This is a genomic window from Hymenobacter gummosus (assembly GCF_003970915.1).
Classification (GTDB): domain Bacteria; phylum Bacteroidota; class Bacteroidia; order Cytophagales; family Hymenobacteraceae; genus Solirubrum; species Solirubrum gummosum.
The window spans coordinates 631,265-653,895 of sequence record NZ_RXOF01000001.1 but is presented as its reverse complement, the minus strand read 5'-3'; the positions used below and the strand labels follow the sequence as shown (position 1 = coordinate 653,895).

General features: G+C 67.6%; 22 protein-coding genes. 6 read left to right on the top strand and 16 right to left on the bottom strand.

What is annotated here, in order from left to right; translation table 11 throughout:
• Window positions 1-84: 84 nt before the first annotated feature.
• The 11 genes from EJV47_RS02835 to EJV47_RS27875 form a co-directional block, all read right to left on the bottom strand.
• Window positions 85-471, bottom strand: coding sequence for a hypothetical protein (locus EJV47_RS02835; RefSeq protein ID WP_126691615.1), 387 nt, complete (start codon window positions 469-471; stop codon window positions 85-87).
• Between the two features lie 45 nt (window positions 472-516).
• The gene (locus tag EJV47_RS02830) at window positions 517-981 is read right to left on the bottom strand and encodes an energy transducer TonB (RefSeq protein WP_126691614.1); all 465 of its coding nucleotides are present in this window, start codon (window positions 979-981) and stop codon (window positions 517-519) included.
• Window positions 982-1,051: 70 nt separating this feature from the next.
• Window positions 1,052-1,708, bottom strand: a complete 657-nt coding sequence (locus EJV47_RS02825) for an energy transducer TonB (RefSeq protein WP_126691613.1) — start codon at window positions 1,706-1,708, stop codon at window positions 1,052-1,054.
• A gap of 70 nt (window positions 1,709-1,778) precedes the next feature.
• Entirely contained in the window at window positions 1,779-2,318 is a 540-nt protein-coding gene (locus EJV47_RS02820) for an energy transducer TonB (RefSeq protein WP_126691612.1), read from the bottom strand.
• Between the two features lie 3 nt (window positions 2,319-2,321).
• Window positions 2,322-2,921 carry an energy transducer TonB gene (locus EJV47_RS02815; protein ID WP_126691611.1) on the bottom strand — a complete coding sequence of 200 codons (600 nt, stop codon included), beginning with the start codon at window positions 2,919-2,921 and terminating at the stop codon, window positions 2,322-2,324.
• 57 nt (window positions 2,922-2,978) lie between these two features.
• A complete protein-coding gene (locus EJV47_RS02810; protein WP_126691610.1) occupies window positions 2,979-4,544 on the bottom strand; it encodes a TonB family protein in 1,566 nt (521 codons plus the stop codon).
• Between the two features lie 67 nt (window positions 4,545-4,611).
• On the bottom strand, window positions 4,612-7,068 hold the full coding sequence (locus EJV47_RS02805) for a penicillin acylase family protein (protein WP_126691609.1): 2,457 nt from the start codon (window positions 7,066-7,068) through the stop codon (window positions 4,612-4,614).
• Between the two features lie 96 nt (window positions 7,069-7,164).
• Window positions 7,165-7,791, bottom strand: coding sequence for an outer membrane beta-barrel protein (locus EJV47_RS02800; RefSeq protein WP_126691608.1), 627 nt, complete (start codon window positions 7,789-7,791; stop codon window positions 7,165-7,167).
• 45 nt (window positions 7,792-7,836) lie between these two features.
• The gene (locus tag EJV47_RS02795; protein WP_126691607.1) at window positions 7,837-8,418 is read right to left on the bottom strand and encodes a hypothetical protein; all 582 of its coding nucleotides are present in this window, start codon (window positions 8,416-8,418) and stop codon (window positions 7,837-7,839) included.
• A gap of 72 nt (window positions 8,419-8,490) precedes the next feature.
• On the bottom strand, window positions 8,491-8,664 hold the full coding sequence (locus EJV47_RS27880; RefSeq protein ID WP_165903592.1) for a hypothetical protein: 174 nt from the start codon (window positions 8,662-8,664) through the stop codon (window positions 8,491-8,493).
• Between the two features lie 223 nt (window positions 8,665-8,887).
• Window positions 8,888-9,640, bottom strand: coding sequence for a septal ring lytic transglycosylase RlpA family protein (locus EJV47_RS27875; protein WP_165903591.1), 753 nt, complete (start codon window positions 9,638-9,640; stop codon window positions 8,888-8,890).
• A gap of 347 nt (window positions 9,641-9,987) precedes the next feature.
• On the opposite strand from EJV47_RS27875, the gene EJV47_RS02785 reads away from it, so the two are divergent.
• Window positions 9,988-10,899 (top strand): DUF72 domain-containing protein, encoded by a 912-nt coding sequence (locus tag EJV47_RS02785; protein ID WP_126691606.1) that lies wholly within the window; start codon window positions 9,988-9,990, stop codon window positions 10,897-10,899.
• 92 nt (window positions 10,900-10,991) lie between these two features.
• Here the strand turns inward: EJV47_RS02785 and EJV47_RS02780 are convergent, their stop codons facing one another.
• The 3 genes from EJV47_RS02780 to EJV47_RS02770 all read right to left on the bottom strand — a co-directional run bounded on the left by EJV47_RS02780 (window position 10,992) and on the right by EJV47_RS02770 (window position 13,338).
• A complete protein-coding gene (locus EJV47_RS02780) occupies window positions 10,992-11,672 on the bottom strand; it encodes a hypothetical protein (RefSeq protein ID WP_126691605.1) in 681 nt (226 codons plus the stop codon).
• Window positions 11,673-11,826: 154 nt separating this feature from the next.
• Entirely contained in the window at window positions 11,827-12,513 is a 687-nt protein-coding gene (locus EJV47_RS02775; RefSeq protein ID WP_126691604.1) for a hypothetical protein, read from the bottom strand.
• Between the two features lie 144 nt (window positions 12,514-12,657).
• Window positions 12,658-13,338 carry a hypothetical protein gene (locus EJV47_RS02770; RefSeq protein WP_126691603.1) on the bottom strand — a complete coding sequence of 227 codons (681 nt, stop codon included), beginning with the start codon at window positions 13,336-13,338 and terminating at the stop codon, window positions 12,658-12,660.
• A 132-nt stretch (window positions 13,339-13,470) separates the two neighbouring features.
• On the opposite strand from EJV47_RS02770, the gene EJV47_RS02765 reads away from it, so the two are divergent.
• The 3 genes from EJV47_RS02765 to EJV47_RS02755 all read left to right on the top strand — a co-directional run bounded on the left by EJV47_RS02765 (window position 13,471) and on the right by EJV47_RS02755 (window position 19,431).
• Window positions 13,471-15,594 (top strand): T9SS type A sorting domain-containing protein, encoded by a 2,124-nt coding sequence (locus EJV47_RS02765; RefSeq protein WP_126691602.1) that lies wholly within the window; start codon window positions 13,471-13,473, stop codon window positions 15,592-15,594.
• A 96-nt stretch (window positions 15,595-15,690) separates the two neighbouring features.
• Entirely contained in the window at window positions 15,691-16,245 is a 555-nt protein-coding gene (locus EJV47_RS02760; RefSeq protein ID WP_126691601.1) for a hypothetical protein, read from the top strand.
• 294 nt (window positions 16,246-16,539) lie between these two features.
• Entirely contained in the window at window positions 16,540-19,431 is a 2,892-nt protein-coding gene (locus tag EJV47_RS02755; protein ID WP_126691600.1) for a PA14 domain-containing protein, read from the top strand.
• Between the two features lie 260 nt (window positions 19,432-19,691).
• On the opposite strand, the gene EJV47_RS02750 is transcribed toward EJV47_RS02755, so the two are convergent.
• Complete coding sequence (locus tag EJV47_RS02750) at window positions 19,692-20,432, bottom strand: head GIN domain-containing protein (RefSeq protein ID WP_126691599.1); 741 nt, start codon at window positions 20,430-20,432, stop codon at window positions 19,692-19,694.
• 173 nt (window positions 20,433-20,605) lie between these two features.
• Between EJV47_RS02750 and EJV47_RS02745 the strand changes: the two genes are divergently transcribed.
• Window positions 20,606-21,073, top strand: coding sequence for a nuclear transport factor 2 family protein (locus EJV47_RS02745; protein ID WP_126691598.1), 468 nt, complete (start codon window positions 20,606-20,608; stop codon window positions 21,071-21,073).
• Window positions 21,074-21,134: 61 nt separating this feature from the next.
• On the opposite strand, the gene EJV47_RS02740 is transcribed toward EJV47_RS02745, so the two are convergent.
• A complete protein-coding gene (locus EJV47_RS02740; protein WP_126691597.1) occupies window positions 21,135-21,530 on the bottom strand; it encodes a winged helix-turn-helix transcriptional regulator in 396 nt (131 codons plus the stop codon).
• 166 nt (window positions 21,531-21,696) lie between these two features.
• On the opposite strand from EJV47_RS02740, the gene EJV47_RS02735 reads away from it, so the two are divergent.
• Window positions 21,697-22,617: an NmrA family NAD(P)-binding protein gene (locus EJV47_RS02735; RefSeq protein WP_165903590.1), complete on the top strand. Its 921-nt coding sequence runs from the start codon at window positions 21,697-21,699 to the stop codon at window positions 22,615-22,617.
• The last annotated feature ends 14 nt before the right edge of the window (window positions 22,618-22,631 follow it).

The following is a 22,631-nucleotide window of genomic DNA, read 5'->3' as shown; positions in this document are numbered from 1 at the left end:
AAAAAGCCCCGGCCGAATCCGGCCGGGGCTTTTTGTTAGAGGGGGGCTATTCTTCAATTCACCCGCTCTCAAACCCGATAACTCTTAAACTCTTACCCCCTTACCCTCAAACCCTTTCTCCGGCCGCACGGCCAGGCGCAGCCAGCAGCCGGTGAGGGCAGCCAGACCGCCGACGAGGGCGCCGAGGATGGTGGTTATCAGCACCACCAGCCAGTCGTGGCCGCCCAGGGGTAGCAGCTGGGCTACGCGGTGCGTGAGTAGCCCGTCGGTGCGCAGCTCCGACCAGGTGGCCGCGAGTAGCCAGCCCAGGCCTACGCCCGCGGCCCCGGCCAGAAAGGCCCGCCCGCCGCGGCGGCCCAGGGCGGCGCCCAGCAGCAGCGGAACCAGCGCGGCGCTCCACCAGTCGAGCACGAGCTGGGCCAGGAAGGTCAGGACGAGAATCAGTAGGAACAGGAGCCAGTGGCGCGACATGGGCAGTAGGGGCGAAGGAGCGGGGTAAGTTAGGGAGCAGACGGGCTACTTTAAACCGTAGCAGAAGGTAATGGGTACCGTGTAGGCCACCTTCACCGGCTGCCCGGCCTGCCGGCCCGGTGTCCAGGGTGGCATTTGGCGAATAACTCGCACGGCCTCCGCCTCGATTCTTGGATCGGGCTCGGGAGAGTTTTCTTTCGCGACGTGGACGTTGCTGATGCGCCCATCTGCCCGCACGGTGAAACGGACGTACACTTTGGTATTGTCGGTATAGTGGTGAGGAAGCTTGACGTTTTTGCCCAGGTACTGCATAAGCCCTTCCATGCCGCCGGGCGGCTGGGGCATCTGCTCCACGTAGGTGTACACCCGCGCCGTATCGATGGGCGGGGCCGGTAGCTTTAGACGGATTGGCTGGCGGGCGGCGGGCTTCGTTTGGGCCTGCGCGGCGGCGCCGGTAGCCATCAGCACGGTGGCCAGGACGGCGAGGCGCAGGATACGGACCTTGAGCATAGGACAGCGGGCCGGTGAAATGGTCAGTATCAAACGGATACCGCGGTGGCGGATTGCCCGGCGGCCCCGGCTACCAGTTCGGTGGAAACGTCACCGGCACGGTGTACTGCACGCTCACGGCCTGGCCGTTTTGCCGGCCGGGCGTCCAGGCGGGCATACGGCTGACGGCCTGCACGGCTTCTTTGTCGCAGCCCGCGCCCAGGCCTTTGTGCACCCGGGCCTCGCGTACCTGCCCGTCGGCGCCCACCACGAAGGTGACCAGCACCTTTCCGCTCACGCCGTTGTGGCGGGCTTCGGCGGGGTACTTCACGTTGTCGCGCAGGTAGGCGGCCAGGCCGGCCGCGCCCCCGGGCGGCTCGGGCATCTGCTCCACTTCGGTAAACAGCCGCTCCGCCGCCGGGTCGGCGGCCGGCGCGTTCCAGTCCGATGCCGCCCGGCCGTCTTTCAGAAACTGGTTGCCCTGCTGCCACTCGTCCTGCGAGGGCGGCGCGGGTTCCGGGGCTGGGTCAGCGGGCGTCGGCTCATAAGTTGCTGAAGGCGGCTCGTAGGTGGCGGCGGGCTGCTCGTACACCGTCGATGTCTCCGGGTACGTGCTGGCAAAATCGGGCGCGGGCTCCTCCTCGGGCCACCAGCGCAGCAGCAGTAGCAGGCCCAGCGCCAGCCCGAACAGCCAGATAAGCGCCTGGTCGGTTTCGGCGGACGGGCGGGAGGAGTGCGGGCCGGGCATGCAGGACAGATACGGGTAACGGTCAGAGCGGAGCAACAAAGGGGGCGGCAGCTGCCGGTGCTGGCGACGTTTATTGCAGGGTAAACGTTACCGGCACCGTGTAGGCCACGCTGACGGCCCGGCCGTCTTGCCGACCCGGCGTCCAGGCTGGCATCTGGCGAATAACGCGCAGGGCTTCTTCGTCGCAGCCGCCGCCAATGCCCCGGCTCACGTGCGTATTCCGGATTTCGCCGGTCGGGCCCACCACGAAGCTGACGTAAATCCGGCCCTGTACGCCTTGCAGCTGCGCTGCCGCCGGATACTTGATATTGCGGCTCAAGTACTGCGTCAGGCCGTCCATTCCACCCGGCGGCTGGGGCATCTGGTCCACGTTGGCGTACACTGTTTCGGCCGCCACGGCCAAACTATCATCGGTGCGCGGCGCAGCTTGGTCGCTACGCCGGGTCGGCGTGGCGGCGGCCGGACCGGCGGCGGGCACCGCCCGGGGCAGTGAGGCCTGCCACCAGAAGAAGCCGGCCAGGACTAGCACCAGCGCCAGGCCGAATACGATGAGCAGTACCTGATCGGAACGGCGGAAGGGGCGCGGTGGGGGCGGGGTCAGGGGCGGCATGGCTTACTGAACGGCGAAAGTCACCGGCACGGTGTACGACACGTTGACGGCGCGCCCGTTCTGCTTGCCCGGTGACCAGCGCGGCATCTGCCGCAGCACCCGGATGGCTTCCTCATCGCAGCCCGCCCCAATGCCCTTGGTGATGTTGAAGTTGCTGAGCTGCCCGTCGGTGCGCACGATGAAGTTTACGAACACCTTACCTTCCACTTGGTTGCGCAGGGCCAGCGCCGGGTACTTCACGTTCCGGTCGAGGTACTGCAACAAATCTTCCGTGCCGCCGGGCGGCTGGGGCATCTGTTCCACGTAAGTGTACACCTTCTCGTCGTCGGGCAGGTCGGAGGGCGAGGGGCCGATAACGTCCGGGCCAGTTTCGGCCGTCGTGGGCCCGGCGCGGTCGGGCGGCGGCACCTCTACGAGGTCCGGGCCGGTGCTGGGCGGCGCATCCGTGCCGATTTCGGCCGAGGTGGAGCTGGGCGGCGGCTCGAAGCGCTGGGGCTGGTGGCGCAGCAGCTGGTAGCCCGTGAGGAGCACCAGCAGGCCGCCGAACAGCCAGATAAAGAGGCGGGTGGACGGCTCTTGGCGGGGACGAGGCGTAGGAGGCATAGCAAAGCAGGGTAAAGGCGGGCTGGTTGGCTCGGGCCGGCCCCGCCGGGGCGGCCCTTAGTTCTGAGTATCCGCTTTACGGGCGTTTTCGGCCACGGGCATGGTCACCACCACGCTCTGGCGCACGGCAATGGGCTGGCCCGCGGCGTTGCGGGCGGGCTGCCAGGCGGGCATGGCGCGCACCAGGCGCAGGGCCTCGTCGTCGCAGCTGCGGCAGAGGGGGCGCAGCACCTCGGCGGCGCCCACTTTGCCGTCGGCCTGCACCACGAAGCGCACTTCCACCACGCCGCGCAGGTTTTCCTTTTTCAGCACTTCCGGCTCGCGCAGCTTGTCGGTCAGGTACTGGCGCAGGGCCGTCGGCCCCCCCGTGAAGGCGGCCGGAGTGGCGGCTTCGCGCAGCTCAAACACGTGGTTGGGGCCGTACAGCTGCAGGGTTTGGGTGAGCTGCACGCGCACAGGCTGGCCGTTTTGCCGGCCGGGCGTGAGCAGCGGCAGCCGCTCCACGGCGGCCAGGGCGGCCGCGTCGCAGGCCGGGCACAGCGGGCGGATAATCTTGGCGTCCTCGGCCTTGCCTTCCCGGCTCACCACGAAGCTCAGGTACACGCGGCCGCTCTGGCCGCCCTGCGTGACTTCCTTGGGCAGCACCACGGCCGCCTGCAGGGCTGCGGCAATGGTGGTTTGCGGGGCGCCAGCCACGGCGGGCATCTGCTCCACGTAGGTGTAGATTTTGTCCTCGGGCTTGGGCAGCGTGGGCAGGGGCGGGGTGGCCGCGCCCGGAGCCCCGGGCGTGCTTTGCAGGCTGAAGGTGACGGGCAGGGTGTACGACACGCTCACGGCGCGGCCGTTCTGCTTGCCCGGCGCCCAGGCCGGCATTTGGCTGATGACGCGCACTGCCTCCTCGTCGCAACCCGCTCCGATGCCCTTGGTAACCTTCGCGTTGCTGATCTGGCCCTGCGGCCCCACCACGAAGTTCACGAACACCTTGCCTTCCACCTGCTTCTGTACGGCCTCGGCCGGGTAGCGCAGGCTGGCGTTGATGTACTGGGTCAGGTAGTCCATGCCGCCGATGGGCTGGGGCATCTGCTCCACGTAAGTGTACACTTTGCTCTCGACCACCTCTTCCACCACGCGGCCGCCGGCCTGCGCCTCGGCATGGTCCGTGGCCGGGCGCGGCGGCTCGAACGCGATGCTCTGCTGAATGCGGGCCGCCACGGCTTCGTCGTTGCGGCGGGCGGGGCGCCAGCGCGGCATGGCCTTCATCAGCCGCAGGGCCTCGGCGTTGCACTCCGGGCTGAGGCCGCGCAGGATGTAGGCGTCGGTCAGGCGGCCGTCGGGCTGCACCACGGCGGCCACCGTCACTGAGCCGCGCACCCGGTTTTCCTTCACGTCGGCGGGCAGCTGCAGCTGGGTTTTCAGGTACTGCTGCAGGGCAAACCGGCCTTCGGCGTACTCCGGCGGCGTTTGCAGCTCGTACGATTCGTAGATGCGCGGGGGAGTGGCCGCCGGCTTGGGCGTAGCGGGTTTGGCCGCCGGTTTTTGCTGGGCGGCCACCGGGCCGGCCAGGCTCAGCAGCAGGCCGCCGAGCAGCAGCCCGCGCGGGGATAAACGGATAGCAGTAGGCATGGAGCGGCGGAAGAACACACGAAATCAGGGAAAAGCGAAGATACGCACCAGGCCGGTCTGCTGCCCGCTACCGCGTCAGCTGCCAGGCCGCGCCCACGCGCGGGTGCGCCTGCTCGGCCGAGGTCAGGTAAATCAGCTCGTTGAGCTGGCCCACCCGCCAGGTTTCCAGCAAGTCGTCGTAGTAGCGGGAGCCGGGGTTGCCGCTCTGCCCGCCCGGAAACACGCCGTAGGCCCGCGGCTGCGGCCCCAGGGCCACCACCATGCGCCAGCTCGGCCCGTTGCGCTCCGAGGTGGCATTGACGATGGCCGCCCCGCCGCCGCAGTCCACATCCATGTGCCCGAAGCCGGCGAGGCGGGCCAGGTGCATGATGTCGGTGCTCTTCTGGTTGGCCCAGGCCCATTTCGGCCCCAGCGGCCCGAATTTGCGCGTGAGTGAGTCGGTGGCGAAGCGCAGCGACTCCAGGGCCAGCTGCGGCAGCGTTTCGCGCTCGGGCGTGCGCCGGTCGTCAATCCAGCGCGAGGTATCCTGGCGCAGCAGCAGCTGGTTGGTCCGGTCGCGGGCCGGGTAGCGCATGTCCTTCCGCTCGAAATCGTCGTCCCAGAGGCGCTGCACCAGCTGGGTGTACCACAAGTCGAAGATGCTGGCGCCGACGGCCTGCGCGTCGTAATAGCAGTTCCACTGGCGCAGCTCCTCGTAGGCGCGGCGCTGGGCCGGGCTGAGCTGCTGGGGCGGCACCAGGGCCAGCAGGCGCGGCAGCATCAACTGGGCGTTCAGGTTCAGGTTGTCGTTCTGCAGCAGGCGCAGGGAGTCGGGGGTGGCGGCGCGCATCCGGCCCAGCCGCTCGTTGATGCGCCGGCCCCGCTCGGAGGTGGCAAACTCCCAGCCCAGGTAGTAGGGGTACTCCGGCCCGGCCGGAAACTGGTTGGCCGACGACACGAAGCCCCGCGCCGGGTTCAGCGCGTGCGGGTTCTGCGCCTGCGGAATCCAGCCCTGCCAGTCGTGCTGCGGGTTGGTGCCGTCGAGGATGAACTTGCCCTGATTCTTCCACTTCAGCGGGAAGCGGCCGTTGGGCCAGATAGCCACGTCGTTTTGCCGGGAGGCGAAGATGAAGTTCTGGGCCGGCTTGGTGTAGAAGCCCAGCGCCGCGGTGTAATCGGCATACTGCCGGGCGCGGTTCAGCCGGTAAAAGGCCATGATTTCGTTGCCGGCTTCGTGGGCCGTCCAGCGCAGCGCGTGCCGGATGGGCGTCGCGTCGCGGAAGGGCTTCTGGTCCTGGTCGTACACCACCGGGCCGTGGTGGGTATACAGCACCGTATCCACCACGTCGGCCCCGCCCTGCACCCGGATGCGCTCCACCACCCGGCGCACCGGCTTCCACTGCCCGTCGTGCCAATACTCGCGCTGGCGGGCGTCCCGGAACTTGAGCTGGTACCAGTCGAGCACGTCGCCGCCCACGTTGGTCACGCCCCAGGCCACGTCCTGGTTGAAGCCGATGATGATGGTGGGCGCGCCCGGAATGCTCACGCCGTACACGTTCACGCCCGGGGCCACCAGCTGCATCTGGTACCAGATGCTGGGCAGATTCAGCTGCAGGTGCGGGTCGTTGGCCAGGATGGGCAGGCCCGAGGCCGAGCGGCTGCCGGCCACGGCGAAGTTGTTGGAGCCCAGCTCGGGGTCGGGCTCGTGGCGGGGCACTTTATCCGAAGCCGCGGCGGCAAAGGCGGCGGGCACCGGCGGCACCGGCACGGGCTTGTAATCGAGCTTGGTGCCGGTGGGCACGATGGGGCTTTCCAGCGCGGGGTAGTCCGGAAACAGGTCGCGCACCACGGCCGGGCCGTACTTGCCCAGAATGTTGGACATGCGCAAATCGTCGGAGCGGCCGCTCAAATCGTAGGCCATCAGCTGCAGCAGCAGGGCGCACTTCACCGGCTGCCAGGGCTCGGGGGCGTAGTTGAGCAGCTTGTACTCCATCGGGTACTCGCGCGGGCTCAGCTCACTGATGTAGGCATTGACGCCGGCCGTATAGGCTTCCAGCACGGTGCGCGTCGTCGGGTCGGCCAGCATCACCTGCACCGACTTCTCGGCCCCGTAGGGCAGGCCCATGCGGCGCTGAAACCGGTCGTACTCCACGGCCCGCGCCCCCACGATTTCCGAGATGCGCCCGGCCGCCACGTGGGTCTGAAACTCCATCTGCCAGAGCCGGTCCCGGGCCGTGAGGTAGCCCTGGGCCAGGTACAGGTCGTGGTCGTTCTGGGCGAAGACGTGCGGCACCCGGTGGTCGTCGAAGCGCACCGTCACGGGCTGCTGCAGGCCGGGCAGGCGCAGCGTCTGCTCGGCGGCAAAGTCGCCCTCGGCCTCCGCGTTGCGCCAGAAGCCCACGAACGGACTCAGGAACTTGCCGAACGCGGGCAGGGCCAGCGGGTCCTTGGTGGAATCGAGCTGGACGGTGTGGTTGGTATTGAGCACCCACACCAGGGTGCCGGTGGTCAGCAGAGCCAGGGCGGCCCGGAGGTAGCGCAGCATAGAACGGGTAGAAAGCCCCAACATCCGACAAAAAAACGCGCCGCGCAAACCGGGGTGGCTGGCGCGGCGCGTACGGCCCGGTGGGGCAGGGCTGGGTCAGGGCGCCGACGTGGCGGCCGTATTCGCGGGCAGAAACACGCTCAGGCCCAGCTGCACGCTCACCGCGCCGGCCGGCACCGTCGACAGCTCCAGGTCGTTGGTGCGCCGGTAGCCGGCCAGGGCTTCCAGGGCCACGTTGGGCGAGAGGAAGTAGTTGTAGCCCAAGCCCCCGTAGATGAAACGTTCGGTGTACTTGCTTCTGGTGGTACTGGGAGTCTGATTTTCAGTTATTTCCAGGCGGCTCCAGTAGCGCGTCAGCCCGCCCGACAGGTGGCCGAACAGGCGGTGCTTGCTGCCGGCAGGCAGGTAGTAGCGCAGCTGCGGCTGCAGCCCCACGCCCAAGTCGCGCGACCGGACGCTAAAGGCGTAATTCAGGGCTTGCTGCTCGGAGCGGTAACCTTCGTAGCCGAGGTTCAGGCCCGCGCCCAGCAGCAGGTTGTCGGCCACAAACCAGCCCACGCTGGGCGTCAGCCGGGCCGAATACTCCTTACGTTCGTTGTAGTTGTAGGTGGTGTAGCGCACGTTGCCCACCGTCACGCCGATGAGCTTGGAGCCGCGCTCCGTTTGGGCCAGGGTGGGCAGGGCCAGGCCGCCGGCCAGTAGTACGAGAAGAAGCTTACGCATGGAAAGAATACAAAGCGTTGGAAATAAGGCCGGTGCCGGCCGCTCTTAGTTGGCCGCCTTGGCGGGCAGGAACATGCTGAACCCCAGGCGCACATCCAGCTCACCGCGGCGGTTGCTGACGTCATCCTTGCCGTAGCGGCGGTAGCCGGCCGAGGCCTCCAGGGCCGCCGTGGGCGTCAGGAAGAAGTTGTAGCCCAGGGCCCCGTGGTAGCCCAGCACGCGGCTGGTGTAGCGGCTCGTAGAGCCAAACGGGGGTACGTTCTCGTTGCGGACCTTGTACCAGGTCAGGTTGGAGCCGACTTCGGCAAACACCTGGTGCCGGCCCTGGCCCACCACGTAGTAGCGGACAAAGGGCGAAATGCCGTAGCCAAATGCCCGCTGGAAGGCGTTGGAGCCCGAGCGGAAGCGGTAGTACTCCAGGTCGACGGCGGCGCCCAGCACCAAGTTGTCGGCCAGGAAGCGGCCCAGCGTGGGGTGCAGGGCAATGGACGTGTTGCGGTACGAGTCGCGGCGGCTGAACTCCAGGCTGCCGCCCGTCAGCCCGAGCAGGGTGGTGCCACGCTCCGTCTGGGCCAGCGTGGGCAGGGCGGCGCCTAGGGCCGCTAGTAGTAACAGGGTTTTTCTCATGCAGGAAAGTGGAATAGAAACAATTGGTCAGTCAGTAACGGCGCAGCGCGGTCTTTATTCGGCCGCCTGGGCTTAGCGCGCGGGCCGCCGCGCCGGGAAACCGAGCTGCAACTCCACGGCGTGGAAGGAATGGCCGGCGCCGTCGGCACCGCTGTAGCTCGGCTTCGAAACGAACAGGTTCAGGTACCCGGCGGCCCGCGCCGTTTGGGCGGGGGCCGTAGTAGCAGCTAGGCCGAGGGCTTTCATTGCCAGAAAACAATGCGGCACGCGCGATGAAAAAAACAGTAGCAGGTCGGGGCGGTGGTACCAGACAGAGCCCCGAAACGGTCGGTTCGTTGCAAAAGTAAACCGCCCCGGATAAACCATATCCGGGGCGGTTCCGCAAGCTTGCTTGGAATCAGGGTAGTAGGGTGGAGGCGGATGCGCGTTGGCTGAGGCCGCGCAACGGTTCCGGGCTTTCGGGCGGGGGCTATAGATTTTCGGCCTGGCGTACCAGGCCGTTGATGCCGCGGTTCTGCAGGCGCTGCCACAGGTCGTCGGCCACGGCCCGGGGCATGCGCTGGCCCACGATGACGCGGTTCAGCGGGCGGCCGTTCACGTTGTCCTGGCGCACGGCCACGGGCAGCTGCGCGTCGAGGGCTTTGATCTGGGCCATCAGGGCTTCGGCGTTGCGCAGTTCCCCGAAGGTGCCGGCCTGCACCACGTAGGTGGCGGGCGGCTCGGGCGTGGCGTCGGTTACGGCAATGTCGGTGCTTTCCGGCTCGGGCACGGTCACTACGCCGTCCACCGGGCCCAGCGGGGTGTCGTTGGGCACTACTTCGGCCACTACGCCCACGGCGCCCAGGCGCACGATGTCGAGCGGGCGGGCGGCTACTTCGGCTAGGTCCAGGATGCGCTGGTGGCGGTAGGGGCCGCGGTCGGTTACTTCCACCACCACGGCCTTGCCGTTGGCGGGGTTGGTCACGCGCAGACGGGTGCCGAAGGGCAGCGTTTTGTGCGCGCAGGTGTATTTGTTGCGGTCGAACCGGCTCCCGTTGCTGGTGCGGTGACCCTGATGTTCGCGCCCGTACCAGGAGGCGCGGCCCCGCAGCACGGCGCTTTTGGCGGTGGTGGCGTTGGGCGTATCGTCGGCGAAGGAGGACAGCGAGGTGGCGACCAGCAACAGGGCCGTGAGCCACGTCATCAGCCAGCCGGAGAGGTTCTGTCGTTGGTTAGACTTCATTCATTCTCTGCTAGGGTGAATGAGCCAAAACTATTAGCCTCATTCTAATACAATCCAAATGCACCCGGCGGATAAGCTATGAAATATTTTTAAAATTGTGCTTTGTGAAGAAAATTTGCATTAGTCCGAACTCGACCAGAGTGCCAAAATCAATGATTGTGTTTCCCTTAGGGTGATTTTGGATTCTATATAGACCAATTGGTTTGCCGCCGGGAAATGAGATTATCCGGCGCGGAAAAAAATTCTGGTCCGGGGGCTGGTATTAGTCCAAAAGCCGGTTGGCAGTCTGCCGAAAATTGCTTATGGAACTAGCAGCCGCCCCCGCGGCGTTTGCGTAGGTTTGCAGCATGGATTTTGGCCGACTTCCGGACGTGCGCGGCATCGACTTCAAGCTGCCCGCCGACCACCCCGACACCGCCCCGCTGCTGGCCCGCGCCGCGCCCCTTTCGGCCCCGGCCAATATCTGGGTCGGCTGCCCCACCTGGACCAACAAGGCCTGGCTGGGCAGCTGGTACCCGCTGGGCCTGCGCGAAGACCAGCAGCTGAGCTATTACGGTCGGCAGTTCAACTCCTTGGAAGTCAACGTGACGCACTACCGCATTCCGGATGCGGAGATGGTGCGCCGCTGGCGCGCGGCCGTGCCCGCCGACTTCCGCTTCTGCCCCAAGGTGCCCCAGAGCATCAGCCACGACCGGGAGCTGTACCGCGCCGACGACCTGACCAATAGCTTCTGCCGGGCCCTCGAAAACCTCGGGGAGCAGCTCGGCATGGCCTTTTTGCAGCTGGGCCCCAACTTCGCCCCGCCCCAGCTGCCGCGCCTGGAGCGCTACCTGCTCGACTGGCCCCAGCACCTGCCCCTGGCCGTGGAGCTGCGCCACCCCGCCTGGTACCACGACCCCGGGCTGCTGGCCGAAACCGGCGCCCTGCTCGAAGCCCTGGGCAAAACCTGGGTGCTCAGCGACGTGGCCGGCCGCCGCGACGTGCTGCACCAGCGCCTGACCACGCCTACGGCCTTTATCCGCTTCAACGGCCACGCCCTGCACCGCACCGACTACCTGCGCGCCGACGCCTGGGCCGAGCGCCTGGCCCAGTGGCTGCAGCAGGGGCTGCACGAGGTATATTTCTTCATCCACCAGCGCGACGTAAATGACGCTCCCACCTGGGCCCAGTACTTCCTGCAGCGCCTGGGCAAGCTCACTGGCCGCGAATTGCCCCAGCCGCAGCTGCTGGTGCAGCCGGTACAGGGTAAGCTGTTCTGATTAGGCCTCAGATAATTACGCCGCGGCCCCGGCCTTTCCCTGCCTGAGCGGGAAAGCCGGGGCCGCGGTGTAGCCGGGCCTGAGCTGCTGGGCTAAAACGCCACGCCGACGCGGGCCCGAAGGGTCGGCGTCAGGGCCCAGTACGTATCGTCGGGGAAGCGCAGGCCTTCGCCGTAGATTTTGTCGTCGTAGCGCGCGCCTACGCCGGCGCCTAGGTCGCAGAAGCCGTGGCGGCCCAGGCGGCGCTGGTAGCCCCACAGCACCTCCAGGCCGGGCACGTGGCGGTACGTCAGGCGGTCGTAGTTGTAGTACGGGCCGTAGTAATAGTTGTCGAAGTAGCCGCTGAGGCCGCTGCGATACTGCAGCTGCAGGTAAGTGCCGCCGAGGGTGCGCACGAGCTTGCCCTTGCGCTGCCGCCGGCCCTGGCTGTAGTAATAGCGCGCCCCCAGCGCCAGGCTGAGGCGCTCCAGCTCCAGGCCCCGGGCGTAGCGGGAACCCCAGCTGATGTCGGAGCCCAGGTCGGCGGTCAATGACCAGTGACGAGCCAGCTGCCGCTCCGCGCCGCCGTAGAAGGGCAGCACCAGGCGCCCGCCGCCGAAGCCGACGCGAAACACATCGGCCCCCAGCTTGAATAGCGTGGCGGGCGGGGCTGGGGCGGCTGACGCAGCAACGGGGAGCGGCGCCGGAATAGCCGGCGGAGTAGTAGCCGACTGGGCTTGGGCGGGAGAGATGGAAAGCAGCGCCGAGGCCGCGAGAGGAATTAAAAAGCGCATTGAGAATAAGTGAATAAGGGCAGAATGGTCTTCTAAACGCTGTTCCGCCTTCCTAAATGATTACCAGTCACAGCCGGCCGCGGAGAAGCCCGGCCGTGCCACCGGAACGTGCGTTGCTGGCCGGCGAATCAGGGGCGTAGCCTGCGAAACGGCTCTAAAACGCCAGCCCGATGCGGACTCGAAAGGTTGGGCCCACGGACAGCCTGGAATTCTCGACGAAGTACACGCCTTCGTAATAGAAGTCGTCGGAGCGGTGCAGGCGCAGGCCGGCGCCCAGGTCGCAGAAGCCGCGCTGGCCCAGCCGCCGCTGGTAGCCCCACAGCGCCTGCACGCCCGGCGCGTGGCGGTACTGCAGCCGGTCGTTGATGGGCCCGTAGTAGTAATAGTTGCCGTAGTAGCCGGTGAATTCGCTGTGGTACTGCAGCTGCAGGTAGGTGCCGCCGAGGGCCTGCACCGGCTTGCCCTTGCGCTGGCGGCGGGCCTGGCTATAGTAGTAGCGCCCGCCCAGCGCCGCGCCCAGCCGGTTTAGCTGCACGCCCCCGGCGCGGCGGCCGGCGAAGCTGACGCTGGGGCTCACATCGGCGGTGAAGGACCAGTGCTGGCCCAACTGCCGCTCCACGCCGCTGTAAAAAGGCAGCGTCACGCCCCAGACGCCGATTTCGATGCGGGAAGCGTCGGCGCCCAGCTTAAAGAGTGTGGCGGGTGGGGCCGGCGCGGTCGGCGCAGCGGCCGGGGTAGGAGCAGAGGGCGGGGTGGCTGGCGGAACGTCGACCTGCTGGGCCTGGGCGGGAGAAACAGTAAGCAGCGTCAGGGCTGCCGCGGGAAGGATAAAAAAGCGCATTGGTAAAATAAATGAGGGCGGAACGGCCTCCTAAACGCCAATCCGCCCTGCAAATTATACCAGCCGCCGCCTGCTCTCAGCCGCCGCCGCAAGCTGGCCACCTTCTCGGCTGGCGGCTGACCGGCAATTGCCCGCAAAGTCGCCCTAAAACGCCAGGCCGATACGGGCCCGCAGCGTCGGCTCCAGCTTTAGGGGCCGGGTAGCTTCGATGGTGCCGCCGTTGTAGAGGTAGCTGTCGGTGCGCCAGAGCTTCAGCCCCGCCCCGACGTCCATAAAGCCGTAGCGGCCGAGGCGGCGCTGGTAGCCCCAGAGCAACTCCAGGCTGGGCGTGTGGCGGTACAGGCGCTGGTTGTAAGGGTAATCGTAGAGCAGCCGGCCCTCAAACTCGCTGGCCACCTGCAGCTGCAGGTAGGTGCCGCTCAGGGCCGCTACCGACTTGCCCTTGCGCAGGCGGCGGGCTTGGCCGTAGTAGTAGCGCGTGCCGAGGGCACCCCCGAACCGCTGCAGCTCCGGCCCGCGCCGGCCCCCGCCGAAGCCCACGCCCACGTTGACGTCGCCCGTCAGGGAGAAATGCCGGCCCAGCTGCCGCTCCACGCCGGCGTACAGCGGCACGCCCACCCCCCAGTAGCCCAGCCAGAGCCGGGGCGCGTCGAGGCCGAGCTTAAACAGCGTGGCGGGTGGAGCCGTGAGGGCCGGGGCAACCAGTGGGGCGGGCGCGGCAGCCGGAGCCGGGGTGGGCGGAGGCGTGTCGGCCTGCTGGGCCAGGGCGGTGGAGGTGGTGAGGGCGGCCAGCGGCAGGGCCAGCGCGAGGACGGATAATTGCATCGGATGGGTTGAGTTGATACTGCTGGGATTCAGACGGGGCACCGTTGGTTGCAAACCGCGGGGCAGCGGCGGCGTCCGTGGCAGTGAAATAGTCGTATGTTGGCTGACCGCCCGCTGATTGCCCCGCTGCCTATGCCCGCACTTGCTACTATCCGCCACTGGAGGATTCTTGGTGTACTCCTGCTGCTGGCCGGGGCCGGCCGGGCCGCCCTGGCGCAGCCCGCCGAGCCCGCCGCCGCCCACTGCCTGCTGCTGCCCCTCGATGCTGCCCAGCGCGCCCGGGCGGCCACCTTGGTGGTGGAGGCCGAAGTGCTCAGCCAGCGCAGCTTCTGGGACGAGGCCCACCGCCACATCTACACGGCCAGCACCCTGCGCGTGTACAAGCTGCTGAAAGGCCAGTGGACCGCCGGCGCCCCGCTGACCGTGCTGACCGAGGGCGGCACCGTGGACCTCGCCCGCGAAACGCTCACCAACACGCTGAGCCTGAGCGTGGGCCAGCAGGGCCTGCTGTTTCTGACGCCGGCCAGCTTCCCCGGCGTCTCGCAGCCCGCCGCCTGGGCCGCCTACGCCAGCCAGCAGGGCTTTATCCGCTACGACGTGCCCGCGGCCCGCGCCGCCGAGCCCTTCCGCCAGTACCCGCTCGTGGGCCCGGCCTTCTACCAGCAGCAGCTGGAGCTGACCGGCCAACCCCTGCGCGAGCTGGCCCCGAACCCGGCCCTGACCACCGCCCTGGCCCGCCGCCTGAGCCCGCCGCCGGCCCGGCGCGGCCCCAACGGCGTCGACGCGCCGCTCATCAGCGGCCTGAGCCCGCGCAACATTGCCGCCGGTATCGATTCGGTGCTGACCATCGACGGGGTGGGCTTCGGCGGCAGCCGCGGGGCCGTGGAGTTTCGCAACGCCGACGACGGGGGCGCCTCCTTCACCCGCGCCCTCGACCGGGACGTCGTCAGCTGGTCCGATACGCGCATCCGGGTGCGGGTGCCCTCGTACAGCGCCGAGGGCCGGCCCGCCGGCACCGGTCCGGTGCGGGTAGTCACGGCCGACCAGCAAACCGCCACCAGCGTCCTGCCGCTGACGGTGCGCTACGCCGTGAGCAACGTGCAGGAAACCACCTCGGGCACCACCCTGGCGGCCGGGCACATCAACCAGAACGGGCAGGGCGGCTACAGCTTCCGGCCCGACGCCGCGTTTGCCGGCAACGCCGCCGCGCTGGCTGCCTTTGGCCGGGCCCTCAGCAGCTGGCGCTGCCAGACGGCCATCAACTGGGACCTGGGCAGCGCCCGCACGGCCCGCGGCATTGCCTCCGACGACGTCAACGCCCTGGAATTCGACCAGGGCGCCGAGCTGCCCGGCAACATCCTGGGCCGCACCACCAGCTACTACCTCGGCTGCCGCGACGCCAGCGGGCAGCTGCGCTTCTGGGTCAAGGAAGTGGACATGCAGTTCGACGACGCCATCAACTGGCAGTTCGGGCCCGGCCTGCCCGCCGCTACGCAGTTCGACTTCGAAACCGTGGTGCTGCACGAGCTGGGCCACGCCCAGCAGCTCGGCCACGTCATTGCCCCGGGCGTGGCCGTGATGCACTTCGCCGTGGCCCGGGCCGCGGTGAACCGCCAGCTCAGCTTCGGGCGCGACGTGCTGGGCGGCTACACCGTGCAGCTGCGCAGCCTGGCTCCGGCCAGCTGCGGCCCGGCCCCCGAGCAGCCCGCCCCGCTCACGGCCCCGCTTTCGACCCGGGGGCAGGACGGCCGCGTGCTGCTGAGCTGGCCCACCCGCAACGAGTGCAACGTGCAGGCCTTTGCCGTGGAGCGCAGCCCCGACCGCCAGACCTGGACGCGCCTGACCCAGCTGCCCGCCACCGGCGCCGGCGGCTATTCTTACACCGATGCCCAGCCCCTCGGCGGCCTGGCCTACTACCGCCTGCAGGTGCTGCTGACCAATGGCCTGGCCCTGCCCGCGGCGCCGGTGGGCGCCCGGGCCGCGGCGGGCGGCCCGGCCGTGGCCGTGTTTCCGAACCCCGCCACCGGCCCGCAGCTGCAGCTGGAGTACGACGCCCCGGCCGCCACCAACGATTTTATCGTGCGCATCTACGACGCGCTGGGCCGCTACTACGGCGGGCAGCGCCTGGTGGTGCCCCAGGCCGGCATCGGGACGCTGAGCGTGGTGCTGCCCCCGCTCAAAGCCGGCTGGTACGTGCTGCGCTGGACCGACGGCGGCCAGCAGGGTACCGTGCCGTTCGTGCGGGAGCAGCGGTAGGGGCGAAGCCGCTAATGCGGAACATGGGCCGCTCTGGCCCGTACTTTGCCTGCCGCTGCCTCGTTAACGAAGTCCGCGCCCTACGCTTTCCTCCGCATGCCACATTCGTTTCTTCGCCGGCTGCCCGTGCTGGCGGCCCTGCTGCTGACCCTGCCCGCCGCCGCCCAGAAATACCGCACCGCTCTGGGGGTGCGCCTGGGCAGCGGCAATTACGGCCTCACCGCCCAGCAGAAAATCTTCGAGAAAACCACCCTGGAAGGCATTGCTCTGCTCCGCTCCCGCGAGGTGACGGGCACCGTGCTGATTGAGCGGCACTTCCCCATCCTCGGCCCCAGCCTGAACTACTACTTCGGGGCGGGTGCGCACGCCGGTCGGCACAAGGACTTCGGCGCCGTCGGCGGCTTCGATGCCATGGTGGGCGCCGAGTGGAAGCTGCCCATTCTGCCCTTCGTGGTAGCCGCCGACTTCAAGCCCAGCTTCGAGCTGAACAACGACGAGTGGCTGCGCTTTCCCACGGCCGTGTCGGTGCGCTACGTGCTGATCAAGGAGAAAACCTCCTTTATGGGTGGCATTTTCGAGCGGGACAAGGACAAGAAGCGCGACAAGAAAAAGGAAAAGAGCCGCTCGGGCGGCGGGCTGTTTGGCAATTAGGTCGGAGCGGGTCAGCCCCGGCTTTCGGGCTCCAACGCGGCGGGCCGCTGTGCGCAAGCACGGCGGCCCGTCTTCTTTGTGGCTTTTGAGTCCGGCAAAGGCTTTTTACACCTGATTACTGAGGCTGGAGAAACGATTGTACAGACGGGAGGCATCGGTACTTATTTGTGTATTTCCATGGAAGAATTAACTTTTAAGAAAATAATATTATAAATATCATACAAAAAGTAATAATATAAAGTATATTCAGTACAGTCGCCGCCTATTCTCCACCATTTCAAAGCTTGACTGGATATGAAGCACTTCTCGCTGTTTCTGCTCCGAAGCTGCTGGCTGCTCGCCCTGCTACTGTCCGCCACGCAGTACGCCGGGGCCCAGCCCACTGGCTGCACCAGACCCGACCCCAGCGGCAACCCCGCCACCAACGGGCTCTATGCCGAATACTACGCCGGGTACTTCAACGATGACCAGTCGTTTTTCACTTCCAACCCCGCCGACCTTGTGCGCATCGATGCGCAGCTGAACTTTCCGACTACCGGCAGCTGGGGCAACCTGGTGCCCCCGGCCCAGAACACCAACGCCGACCCGCAGCAGTTCAGTGCCCGCTACCGCGGCAGCCTGTACGTGCCCGTGGCCGGCAGCTACACCTTTTACCTGACCTCCGACGACGCCTCCTACATGTGGCTCGACGCGGCCTCCCAGGCCCTGCCGGCCCAGACGGCCCAGGCCCTCATCGACAACGGGGGCGGGCACGGGCCTTTGGAGCGCAGCGCCACCGTGTTTCTCTCGGCCGGCCTGCACAGCGTGCTGATTCACTACGGCGAAGACCTGTACGGCAACACCCTGACCTGGGAGTGGGAGTCGGCGGCGGCGGGCATTGCGCGGCAACTGGTACCCAGCGCCAACCTGTGCACGGCCATTCAGAACGTGCTGCAGGTGCCCCAGGGCATCAGCTACGCGCCCAGCACGGCGGGCGTGGCGGCCGGCGCGGCCGTCAGCTCACCGGTGCCCACCGTCAACGACGGCGGCCAGCCCATTACCGCCTTTGCCATTGCCAACGCCGGGAGCCTGCCGGCCGGCATCAGCATCGACGCCGCTACCGGCGTGCTGACGGCAGCGGCCACCGTGCCCAGCGGCGTGTACGTGGTGGCGGTGGCGCTGACCAACGCCAGCGGCACCAGCACCTTCGGCAGCGTATTTACCTTCGACATTGCCCCGCCGCCGCCCTCGGGCTGCACCGGCCTCGACCCCGGCGGCGCGGCCCCGGCCCGCGGCCTGTACGGCGAGTACTACGCCGGCTACTTCGCCAACGACCACGGCTTCTTCCAGGCCAATACCCCCGGGCTGCGGCGCGTCGATGCCCTGGTGAACTTTACCGGCACGCCCAGCTGGGGCGGCATCGTGCCGCCGGCCGGCGGCTCGGCTGCCGACCCCGACGAGTTCAGCGTGCGGCTGCGCGGCAGCCTGTACGCGCCCGTTACCGGCAGCTACACCTTCTACCTGACTTCCGACGACGCCTCCTTTCTCTGGCTCGGCAACGCCGCCCTCGACGCCCCCGCCCAGACGGCCCGCGCCGCCATCAACAACGGCGGCCTGCACGCGGCCCGCACCGACTCCGTCACGGTATTTCTGACCGCGGGCCTGCACAACGTGCTGATTCACTACGGGGAAGACGGCGGCGGCAACGTGCTCACGCTGGAGTGGAAATCGGAGGCGGCGGGCCTGGCGCGGCAGCCGGTGCCGGCGGCCGCGCTGTGCTCGGTGGTGCAGCCCCAGCGCCAGCCGCCCACGGCCCTGAACTACGCGCCGGGCAGCGCCTCCACCGTCAATGGCCGGGCGGTATCGTCGGCCACGCCCACGGTGAGCAGCCCGCTGCCGGTGGCCGGCTTTGCGTTGCTGCGCCCGGCCAGTCTGCCGGCGGGCATTAGCATCAACGCCACTACCGGCGTGCTCACAGCCGCGGCCACCGTGCCCGAGGGCCGCTACGACGTGGGCGTGGCCGTGTACAACGCTGAGGGCGCCCTGGAGCAGCCGCTGGCCTTTTTGTTCGTGGTGACGCCTCCGCCGCCCGTCGGCTGCAGCGGCACCGACCCCAGCGGGCAGCTGGTGGCCGCCGGGCTGTACGGGGAGTACTACGCGGGCTACTTCGATGACTTGCCCAACAACCAGGCCTTCTTCAAGCTGAACTCCCCGGCCTTTGCCCGCATCGACCCGCAGCTGAACTTCGGCGCCCCCGGCAGCTGGGGCGACGTGGCCCCGCCCGCCCTGGGCTCCAACGCCGACCCGGACCGCTTCAGCGCCCGGTACCGGGGCAGCGTGTACGTGGCCACCGCCGGCAACTACACCTTCCACCTCACCTCCGACGATGCCTCCTACCTCTGGCTCGACGACGCGGCCCTGGCTTCGCCGCCGGCCCTGCCCACCGCCCTTATCGACAACGGCACCGGGCACCCGCCGCGCACCATCAGCGGCACGGTGTTTTTGCCGGCCGGCCTGCACAACCTGCTGATTCACTACGGGGAGTACAACGGCGGCAACGTGCTCACGCTGGAATGGGAAAGCCCCGACGCCGGCGTGGCCCGGCAGCTGCTACCCACCACGCTGCTGTGCTCGGCGGTGCAGGCCGCCCGCGGGCCGCTGCCCATCACGCTGCTGAGCTTCCGGGCCCGCCCGCTCGGCCGGCAGGTGGAGCTGCAGTGGGAAACGGCCCAGGAAATCAACAACGACCATTTCGAGCTGGAGCGCTCCACCGATGGGCGCAGCTACACCGTCGTGGGAGAAACGCCCGGGGCCGGCAACAGCACCACGCTCCGCCGCTACCGCTACCTCGACGCCCGGCCCCGGCCCGGCCTGAGCTACTACCGCCTGCGCCAGATCGATAAGGACGGCACCAATACCGTGAGCGAACCAGTAGCCGTGCGCCTGGGCGCGGATGAAGGCGCAGCGCCGGTCGTCACGGTGCACCCCAACCCCAACGGCGGGCAGTTTACGGTGGCACTCAAGCAAGCCGCCACGGCCGATACTCGCTTGGAGTTGCTGGATGTGCACGGCCGCGTGGTGCAGCAGCTCCAGCTGGTGCCCGGCTCCTGGGAGCAGCAGGTGCAGACCAAGCTGCCCCGCGGCGTCTACCTGCTACGCCTCACCACGCCGGAAGGCCGCGGCACCAGCAAAGTGGTCATTGAGTGATTAGGAGGATTAGGGAACTAGGTGATTAGGCAACCAGAACGTCATCCTGACGAAGGAAGGACCTTCCTCGCACCTTGCACGAACCTGAAAGCGCAGCCACCAACGCCCAATCGTCTGGGGCGTGGTGGCTGCGCTTGCATCGTTCTATTCGATTGGCGTCTGCTCGTTGTTATCAGCGTAAGTGCAGGCTAAGAGGCAGGTCCTTCCTTCGTCAGGATGACGTTCTGGTTGCCTAAGCCCTTAATTACCTGATTTCCTCATTACCCCTTGCTGACCCGGCCGCTGCCGGCAATGCGCGAGGTGACCTTGGGCGAGCCGGCGTAGTGCACGCTGCCCGAGCCGCTGATGTGCGCGTCGAGGGTCTGGCTGACGTTGACGCGGCAGTTGCCCGAGCCGCTGATGTGGGCCTCGCAGGTGGCCGCCTGCAGCTCCGTGGCCTGAATGCTGCCCGAGCCGCTGATGTGGGTGGACAGCGCCTTAGTGCTGCCGCTGAGCCGCAGGCCACCCGAGCCGCTGATGCTGGCTTCCACGCTTTCGGCGGCCAGCGGCGCCTGCAGCCGCCCCGAGCCGCTGACGGCCACCGTCATGGTGCCGCCGCGCAGTTCCTTGGCGGCCTGAATGCTGCCCGAGCCGCTCACGCTCAGAGCCTCCACCTTGGTCATGGTCACGTACACGCGCACCCGGCCTGTCAGGCCGCGCCAGTTCAGGCCCGTTTTGCTGACGGTGCCGATGCGCAGCTTGCCGCCGTCCACGGTGGTTTCGATTTCCTTGAGGTCTTCGGGCAGGCCCTCGAGCTCTACTTTCTGGGTGCTGCCCTGCTCCAGAATTACCTCGGCCGAGGTAGCCAGCGTCAGCTTGGAAAAAGCGGCCACGTTGCGCACTTCGCGGGCATCGGCCACGGGCACGGCAGCTACCACGGGGGCCGCCGTAGCGGGGCCGAGGATGGGCAGGACGGCCAGCAGCAGCGGCAGGGCCAGGCGGGGGAGGAGGGTTGTTTTCATGTTATCCGGGAAGAAACGGTTGGAATATTCAAGATAGTAGATGTGCGAAACATTCCCGCCCTTGCCTGGCCCCAGGTGCCATCGTCGCTACTGTGGCCGGCCGAGGAAGCCGCAGCCGCCAAGCGCCGCTTTTTCGCCAGCTTTAGGCCCACGCTTGCGCCCCGCCCCCTGCCATGACCTCGCACGAAGAACTGCTGCACCGCTTCTACCAGGCCTTTCAGCGACGCGACCACGCCGCCATGGCCGCCTGCTACCACTCCGAGGCCACCTTCGAGGATCCGGCTTTCCGGCTGCGCGGCTCCGAAATTGGCGCCATGTGGCACATGCTCTGCACCCGCGGCAAGGATCTGCGCCTGACGTACAACGACATTCAGGCCGACGAACAGCAGGGCCGCGCCACCTGGGACGCGCACTATACCTTCGGACAAACGGGGCGGCCGGTGCACAACCACATCCGGGCCCACTTCACTTTTCGCGACGGACTCATCCTCAGCCACCGTGATGAGTTCAGCTTCTGGCGCTGGTCGCGGCAGGCGCTGGGGCCGGTGGGCTGGCTGCTGGGCTGGACGCCCTGGCTGCAGCCCAAGGTGCGCGCCACTGCCCGCCAAGGGCTGGATACTTTTATGGCGCGGCGCGGTTAGCAGCTGTTAGTCAAGAATTTGCGGATTGTGCCGTAGTTGACAAAGGCCGGCGGCCCGGAATTCAGAACACCGGCGCAGGCACGCCGGTGCGCTGTATGTAGTCCTGGCCCCAGCCCACCAGGGCCTGAAACAGGGGCTTGACCTCCTGACCCAGATCGGTGAGGTAGTACTCCACTTTGGGCGGCACCTGCTGGTACACCCGCCGCGCCACGATGCCGTCCAGCTCCAGCTCCCGCAGCTCCTGAATCAGCATTTTCTCGGTGATTTCCGGGACCAGGCGCTTCAGCTCCCCGTAGCGGCGCGGCTCGTGCAGCAGGTAGGAGAGGATGAGCAGCTTCCACTTGCCGCCGAGCACGTTCAGGGTGGTGCGCACGGGGCAGTAGGCGTTGGGCGGGGGCGGGGTGGTGCTGGCCTGCCACTGCTGCGAGGCCTGCTGCTGCTTGGTAAGTTTATCCATGGTGAAAATTTATTGGCCTGAAGATCAGCAAAACTTTCAAAAAGGTAGGTGCCATACCTAAAAGTAGGTACTTGCGAAAAAGACAGTAAGGCGCCTTCCTTTGTCGGGCAATCCAATGACACGCAGCGGGTTGTCACTCAAACAACTGACCCTTACCGTTTCAGCCATGCAAAAGCACATTGTCGTGACCGGTGCCACCGGCCACATTGGCTCCGCCCTCGTTCACCACCTGCTCGGCCGCGGCCACCGCGTCACGGCCGTCGCCCGCTCCGTCGAAGCCCTGACTCCGCTGGCCCAGGCCGGCGCCGACATCCGCCCCGGCCAGCTCAGCGACGTGGCCTTCCTGGCGGAAGTGCTGCGCGGCGCCGACGCCGCCTTTCTGATGCTGCCGCCCAACGCCGTGGCGCCCGACGTGCTGGCGGCCCAGGACGAGCTGGGTGCCGCCGTGGCCGAGTCCCTGCGCCAGTCGGGCCTGCGGCAGGTGGTCAATCTGAGCAGCATTGCCGCCGACTTGCCCAGCGGCACCGGCCCCATCGTGAGCGTGCACCGCCAGGAGCAGCGCCTCAACGCCATCGAGGGCCTGCACGTGGTGCACCTGCGCCCAGCCTACTTCATGGAAAACCTGCTGGCCAACATCGGCCTCATCCTCGGCCCCGGCATCACCGGCTCGGCTATCCGCCCCGATGTGAGCTTCCCCATGATTGCCACCCGCGACATTGCCGCCCGCGCCGCCGCGCTGCTCGACGGGCCCGCCCTGCCCGCCGGCCACCAGGAGCAGCTGTTGCTGGGTCCGCGCAGCTACACCCTGGCCGAAGCCGCCCGAATTATCGGCCAGGCCATCGGCCGCCCCGGGCTGCCCTACGTGCCCTTCCCCCTCGATCAGGCCAAGCAGGGCATGATGGGCGCCGGCCTCTCGGAGTCGATGGCCGATTTGTACCTGGAAATGAGCCAGACCCTGAACGAGGAGCGGGCCATGGTGCACGAAACGCGCACCGCCGCCAATACCACGCCCACCACGCTGGAAGCCTTTGCCGCCGAGGTGTTTGCCCCAGCCTTCCAGGCTGCCGCAGCTCAGCCGGTAGCCTAAATTTTCCACTCATT

Bases quoted from the DNA above. Each gene is read 5' to 3' on its own strand.
- EJV47_RS02835 (WP_126691615.1), bottom strand. From the start codon at position 471: ATGTCGCGCCACTGGCTCCTGTTCCTACTGATTCTCGTCCTGACCTTC.
- EJV47_RS02830 (WP_126691614.1), bottom strand. From the start codon at position 981: ATGCTCAAGGTCCGTATCCTGCGCCTCGCCGTCCTGGCCACCGTGCTG.
- EJV47_RS02825 (WP_126691613.1), bottom strand. From the start codon at position 1,708: ATGCCCGGCCCGCACTCCTCCCGCCCGTCCGCCGAAACCGACCAGGCG.
- EJV47_RS02820 (WP_126691612.1), bottom strand. From the start codon at position 2,318: ATGCCGCCCCTGACCCCGCCCCCACCGCGCCCCTTCCGCCGTTCCGAT.
- EJV47_RS02815 (WP_126691611.1), bottom strand. From the start codon at position 2,921: ATGCCTCCTACGCCTCGTCCCCGCCAAGAGCCGTCCACCCGCCTCTTT.
- EJV47_RS02810 (WP_126691610.1), bottom strand. From the start codon at position 4,544: ATGCCTACTGCTATCCGTTTATCCCCGCGCGGGCTGCTGCTCGGCGGC.
- EJV47_RS02805 (WP_126691609.1), bottom strand. From the start codon at position 7,068: ATGCTGCGCTACCTCCGGGCCGCCCTGGCTCTGCTGACCACCGGCACC.
- EJV47_RS02800 (WP_126691608.1), bottom strand. From the start codon at position 7,791: ATGCGTAAGCTTCTTCTCGTACTACTGGCCGGCGGCCTGGCCCTGCCC.
- EJV47_RS02795 (WP_126691607.1), bottom strand. From the start codon at position 8,418: ATGAGAAAAACCCTGTTACTACTAGCGGCCCTAGGCGCCGCCCTGCCC.
- EJV47_RS27880 (WP_165903592.1), bottom strand. From the start codon at position 8,664: ATGAAAGCCCTCGGCCTAGCTGCTACTACGGCCCCCGCCCAAACGGCG.
- EJV47_RS27875 (WP_165903591.1), bottom strand. From the start codon at position 9,640: ATGAAGTCTAACCAACGACAGAACCTCTCCGGCTGGCTGATGACGTGG.
- EJV47_RS02785 (WP_126691606.1), top strand. From the start codon at position 9,988: ATGGATTTTGGCCGACTTCCGGACGTGCGCGGCATCGACTTCAAGCTG.
- EJV47_RS02780 (WP_126691605.1), bottom strand. From the start codon at position 11,672: ATGCGCTTTTTAATTCCTCTCGCGGCCTCGGCGCTGCTTTCCATCTCT.
- EJV47_RS02775 (WP_126691604.1), bottom strand. From the start codon at position 12,513: ATGCGCTTTTTTATCCTTCCCGCGGCAGCCCTGACGCTGCTTACTGTT.
- EJV47_RS02770 (WP_126691603.1), bottom strand. From the start codon at position 13,338: ATGCAATTATCCGTCCTCGCGCTGGCCCTGCCGCTGGCCGCCCTCACC.
- EJV47_RS02765 (WP_126691602.1), top strand. From the start codon at position 13,471: ATGCCCGCACTTGCTACTATCCGCCACTGGAGGATTCTTGGTGTACTC.
- EJV47_RS02760 (WP_126691601.1), top strand. From the start codon at position 15,691: ATGCCACATTCGTTTCTTCGCCGGCTGCCCGTGCTGGCGGCCCTGCTG.
- EJV47_RS02755 (WP_126691600.1), top strand. From the start codon at position 16,540: ATGAAGCACTTCTCGCTGTTTCTGCTCCGAAGCTGCTGGCTGCTCGCC.
- EJV47_RS02750 (WP_126691599.1), bottom strand. From the start codon at position 20,432: ATGAAAACAACCCTCCTCCCCCGCCTGGCCCTGCCGCTGCTGCTGGCC.
- EJV47_RS02745 (WP_126691598.1), top strand. From the start codon at position 20,606: ATGACCTCGCACGAAGAACTGCTGCACCGCTTCTACCAGGCCTTTCAG.
- EJV47_RS02740 (WP_126691597.1), bottom strand. From the start codon at position 21,530: ATGGATAAACTTACCAAGCAGCAGCAGGCCTCGCAGCAGTGGCAGGCC.
- EJV47_RS02735 (WP_165903590.1), top strand. From the start codon at position 21,697: ATGCAAAAGCACATTGTCGTGACCGGTGCCACCGGCCACATTGGCTCC.